This window comes from Frateuria defendens (assembly GCF_001182895.1).
GTDB classification, from domain to species: domain Bacteria; phylum Pseudomonadota; class Gammaproteobacteria; order Xanthomonadales; family Rhodanobacteraceae; genus Frateuria_B; species Frateuria_B defendens.
In genome coordinates this window covers 1-4,173 of record NZ_LFQR01000190.1, presented here as the reverse complement: position 1 = coordinate 4,173, position 4,173 = coordinate 1, and the positions used below count along the sequence as shown (strand labels likewise).

Below are 4,173 nucleotides of genomic sequence, written 5' to 3'. Positions count from 1 at the left end.
CCCTCGGGGTGTCCTTCTCTTTGGTTACTTTCTCTTGGACAAGCAAGAGAAAGTAACTCGCTCCCCGGCAGGGGAGCGAAACACCGGCCAACGGCCGGCCAGCCCCTCAACAACATCCATCGCACGGCGATTTTTCCACGCGCGAGCGCCAAGCCCTCAAGGCAACCGATAGTCGAACGCGTAATAGTGCCTGCCCTGCTCGATGCGTATCGTCATCGCCCCACTCAACCCCCTCAACTCCCCCGTCCCCGAATCCGGCACCACCGTCACCGTCAACGAAGCCGTCCCCCGCTCCATCGTGCCGCTGTGCTGCAACGCGAAGCTGCCGCGGCGACCGCCCAGCGTGCCGGTGACGCGCTCCAGCGCCACGTAGCCCGCCGAGCCCTCCACCCCGGTCTGCACTGCCAGCATCTCACCCAGGCTGTGGCCTTCCAGCTCGCCGTGGAACTGCTTGTCGAGGGTCATGCGGCCGAGCCCGGCCGCCTCGATGCCGGGGGCCGGCGGCTGCGGCGAGAGCTTGACGTCGAAGGTTCCGGCAGCGTGCATGGTCTTGGGCTCCAGGGCATGGGCCGGCGCGGCGGCCAGCGACAGGAACGCAATCCACGTGCAAAGGTGTCTAGCCATGGCTCGATGCCTCCCCGAAGACCGCGTTCCGACAACGCCGATTTCAGCACACGCGCCATGCGATAAGGATGCGAAAAACGCGACCCCGGCCGCGCCGGGACCTGCCATGAGCGACCGCCCATGCGCGCGACCTAAGACTCGCGCGGCAGCACCGAAAGTAAAGCCAAGGAGACACGCGCCACGGCACGGCGCATGCCGAACGCGCCGAGCCCATCCTCGCGCACCGATGCCGCTGCCGTCTTCGACGCATCCCCGGGCAGGCAGGCGCCACCGCTCCGGCTCATTCCCGCTGCCGTGGAGCACGGCAGCGCCCGGGTCAGACCGCGCCGGCCCGCCGCGCGTCCACGTAGGCCTTGGCCTGGTCGAGCATCCACGGTCCGAGCGCATCGCGGCCCAGCCGGCCCAGCGTGCCGGGATAGGTCTGGTGGATCACCTCGTCCCCGGCCAGCGTCACCGTGAAACTCTCGCCGCGGCAGCGGATCAGGTAGCCGCAGTAGCGGACCGTGATACCGCCGGCATCGGTGGTTGCAGTCATTACGCAATTCCTGGCTGGGGGAGAAACCGGCACGATCGCCGGCGGACACCGGCGCAGCCGCCGGCGCGATCAGTTCGCACGGTGATACCAGAGTGCCGCGGCGCCCTGCAGCGTCATGCGCACCCGCAGGCCGAAGATCCGCACCAGCCGCTCGTCCACCAGCCGGCTGATGTCGCCGTACCCGGCCGCGGGGGCCAGTTCGCTGATGCGCGAGGAAGTGACTCGACCGATGCTGCGAAGCAGGCTCCACTGCCCAGGCGTCAGCAACGGCTGGGACCGATATCGCATCACGTTCATGGACGACCTCCGGAAAACGACGACCCCACGGTGGGCCGGACCGGAGCAAGGGCCGTATCGGAACCCGCATGGCGGACGGCGCGGCACAGAGCACCTCCTGAGCATACTCCGGGGGCATTAGCCTTCCGTTAGCCGGCGGGGGCCCCGATCGCGGGCCGGCTAACGGCCCTGCCCGCCCGGCCACGACCATGCCGGGGGTTTCCTGGCCTGCCGATCCGGCAGGCGAAGCGCATCGGCGCCCGTCCATCGCGGCGCCATGTCGATTCCATCCCGGCCCGTTCGTCGTACCCATGAAGCGGCAGGCCGGATCCGTCGGCCTGCCAAGCTCACTCACCGCCACCCACGGAGTAACGACGATGCGATGCATGGTGATAGTCAAGGCCACCCGGGATTCCGAGGCCGGCACGTTGCCGAGCGAGAAGCTGCTGGCCGACATGGGGCGCTTCAACGAAGAACTGATGAAGGCCGGCATCCTGCTCGCCGCCGACGGCCTCAAGCCCAGCAGCGCGGGCAAGCGCGTGCGCTTCGAGGGCAGCAAGCGCAGCGTGGTGGACGGCCCGTTCGCCGAGACCAAGGAACTGGTGGCCGGCTTCTGGCTGTGGCAGGTGCGCTCGATGGACGAGGCGGTGGAATGGGTGCGCCGCTGCCCCAACCCGTTCGAGCAGGGCGAGTCGGTGATCGAGATCCGTCCGCTGTACGAGGCCGAGGATTTCGGCGCGGAGCTCTCCCCGGAGCTGCGCCAATCGGAGGAACGCATGCGCGCCGAACTGGCCTCGAAGACGCATTGAACGGCGGCGTGGTCCGTGCCCGGCAGGGCCGGATCGCGCCCCCTCATTCCCGGGGAGGCCGACCATGAAAACGCTGATGCCCTACCTCGACCTGGCCGGCCGCTGCCGCGAGGCGCTGGACTTCTACCGCGGCGGCTTCGGCGGTGAGGTGGACGTGCTGATGACCTGCGCCGACGCCGGCCAGCAGGCCGCGCCCGGGCACGAGCGGGACGCGATCCACGCGGAGTTCCACAGCGAGGCCGTGCGCTTCATGGCCAGCGACGGCATGCCGGGCCAGCGGGCCGCCGCGGGCGACGGCGTGCAGCTGTGCATCGACCTCACCGACCGGGCCGAGCAGGCGCGCATCTTCGCCGCGCTGGCCGAGGGCGGCGAGGTCACCGAGCCCCTGCACGACGCCTTCTGGGGCGCGCGCTTCGGCATGCTCACCGACCGCTACGGTTTCCGCTGGATGTTCAACTGCGACCGGGCCTAGGCGGCTTTGCGGCACCCGCCCTTGTGGCGGCCGGCCGGTTGATGCTGTGATCCGCCGCATGGACGCGACCGACCTCCGCCGCCGCATCGATGCCGTCTGGCGCATCGAATCGCCGCGCCTGATCGCCAGCCTGGCGCGCATGCTGCGCGACCTCGACCAGGCCGAGGAACTGGCCCAGGACGCCCTGGTGGCCGCGCTGGAGCGCTGGCCCTCGAGCGGCCTGCCCGACAACCCCGGCGCCTGGCTGATGACCACCGCCAAGCGCCGCGCGATCGACCAGCTCCGCCGGCGCCGGCTGATCGACCGCAAGCACGCGGCGCTCGGCCACGAGGCGGACGGGGAGGCCCGGACCATGCCCGACTTGGACGCGCTGGACGACGACATCGGCGACGATCTGCTGCGGCTGATCTTCACCGCCTGCCACCCGGCGCTGTCGGAGGAGGCGCAGGTGGCGCTCACCCTGCGCCTGCTCGGCGGACTGAGCACCGGCGAGATCGCCCGCGCCTTCCTCGTGCCCGAGCCCACGGTGGCGCAGCGCATCGTGCGCGCCAAGCGCACCCTGGCGGCCAAGCAGGTGCCGTTCGAGGTGCCGCGCGGCGAGGAACGCGCAGCGCGGCTGTCCGCCGTGCTCGGCGTGATCTACCTGATCTTCAACGAGGGCTACGCCGCCACCGCCGGCGAGGACTGGATGCGCCCCGCCCTGTGCGAGGAGGCGCTGCGCCTGGGCCGCACCCTGGCCGGCCTGATGCCGCGCGAACCGGAGGCGCTCGGCCTGCTCGCGCTGATGGAGATCCAGGCCTCGCGCGGCAAGGCGCGCACCACGCCGGACGGCCGTCCGGTGCTGCTGCCGGAGCAGAACCGCGCGCTGTGGGACCGCCTGGCGATCCGCCGCGGCCTCGACGCGCTGGCCCGCGCCGAGCGGCTCGGCGGCGCGCTGGGGCCCTACGCCTTGCAGGCCGCCATCGCCGCCTGCCATGCCCGCGCGCCCGCGACGGAGGACACCGACTGGTCGCGCATCGCCGCGCTGTACGCCCTGCTCGCCCGGGCGGCGCCTTCGCCGGTGGTGGAACTCAACCGTGCCGTGGCAGTGTCGATGGCCGAAGGCCCGGCCGCCGGCCTCGCCCTGATCGACGCGCTGCGCGACGACCCCGCGCTGGCGAACTACCACCTGCTGCCGGCCGCGCGCGGCGACCTGCTGGCCCGGCTCGGCCGCCACGCCGAGGCGCGCGGCGAATTCGAGCGCGCGGCGGAACTCGCCCTCAACGCGCGGGAACGGGCCTGGCTGCTCGAGCGCGTGGCACGCGGCGGCCCGCGCCCTGCCGCGCACTGAAAGAGCCTGTCCACGATTTCCCTGCTTGTGTCCGCAAGGGAAGGTTCGCTGTGCTCTTGAAGCGTCATCGCATTCTGGCCGGCCCTTGGCCGGGGTTTCGCTCATCGGCCGATGAGCGAGTTACTTT

Annotated in this window: 6 protein-coding genes; 3 read left to right on the top strand and 3 right to left on the bottom strand. The window is 71.2% G+C overall.

The genetic code is table 11. The features are described 5' to 3' along the window. Positions 1-156 precede the first annotated feature (156 nt). The 3 genes from ACH65_RS17720 to ACH65_RS17710 form a co-directional block, all read right to left on the bottom strand. Entirely contained in the window at positions 157-624 is a 468-nt protein-coding gene (locus ACH65_RS17720; protein ID WP_336884814.1) for a DUF3224 domain-containing protein, read from the bottom strand. Between the two features lie 316 nt (positions 625-940). Continuing rightward, complete coding sequence (locus ACH65_RS17715) at positions 941-1,159, bottom strand: hypothetical protein (RefSeq protein WP_049623964.1); 219 nt, start codon at positions 1,157-1,159, stop codon at positions 941-943. A gap of 69 nt (positions 1,160-1,228) precedes the next feature. Continuing rightward, on the bottom strand, positions 1,229-1,456 hold the full coding sequence (locus ACH65_RS17710) for a hypothetical protein (RefSeq protein WP_049623963.1): 228 nt from the start codon (positions 1,454-1,456) through the stop codon (positions 1,229-1,231). Between the two features lie 356 nt (positions 1,457-1,812). Here ACH65_RS17710 and ACH65_RS17705 point away from each other — a divergent pair, with 356 nt between their 5' ends. The 3 genes from ACH65_RS17705 to ACH65_RS17695 all read left to right on the top strand — a co-directional run bounded on the left by ACH65_RS17705 (position 1,813) and on the right by ACH65_RS17695 (position 4,046). Beyond that, positions 1,813-2,244, top strand: a complete 432-nt coding sequence (locus ACH65_RS17705; RefSeq protein WP_049623962.1) for a YciI family protein — start codon at positions 1,813-1,815, stop codon at positions 2,242-2,244. 64 nt (positions 2,245-2,308) lie between these two features. Further along, positions 2,309-2,716 (top strand): VOC family protein, encoded by a 408-nt coding sequence (locus ACH65_RS17700; protein WP_049623961.1) that lies wholly within the window; start codon positions 2,309-2,311, stop codon positions 2,714-2,716. A 58-nt stretch (positions 2,717-2,774) separates the two neighbouring features. Continuing rightward, positions 2,775-4,046 (top strand): RNA polymerase sigma factor, encoded by a 1,272-nt coding sequence (locus ACH65_RS17695; RefSeq protein ID WP_049623960.1) that lies wholly within the window; start codon positions 2,775-2,777, stop codon positions 4,044-4,046. Positions 4,047-4,173: the final 127 nt, after the last annotated feature.

Coding starts and splice junctions, on each gene's coding strand:
- ACH65_RS17720 (WP_336884814.1), bottom strand. CDS start 624: ATGGCTAGACACCTTTGCACGTGGATTGCGTTCCTGTCGCTGGCCGCC.
- ACH65_RS17715 (WP_049623964.1), bottom strand. CDS start 1,159: ATGACTGCAACCACCGATGCCGGCGGTATCACGGTCCGCTACTGCGGC.
- ACH65_RS17710 (WP_049623963.1), bottom strand. CDS start 1,456: ATGAACGTGATGCGATATCGGTCCCAGCCGTTGCTGACGCCTGGGCAG.
- ACH65_RS17705 (WP_049623962.1), top strand. CDS start 1,813: ATGCGATGCATGGTGATAGTCAAGGCCACCCGGGATTCCGAGGCCGGC.
- ACH65_RS17700 (WP_049623961.1), top strand. CDS start 2,309: ATGAAAACGCTGATGCCCTACCTCGACCTGGCCGGCCGCTGCCGCGAG.
- ACH65_RS17695 (WP_049623960.1), top strand. CDS start 2,775: ATGGACGCGACCGACCTCCGCCGCCGCATCGATGCCGTCTGGCGCATC.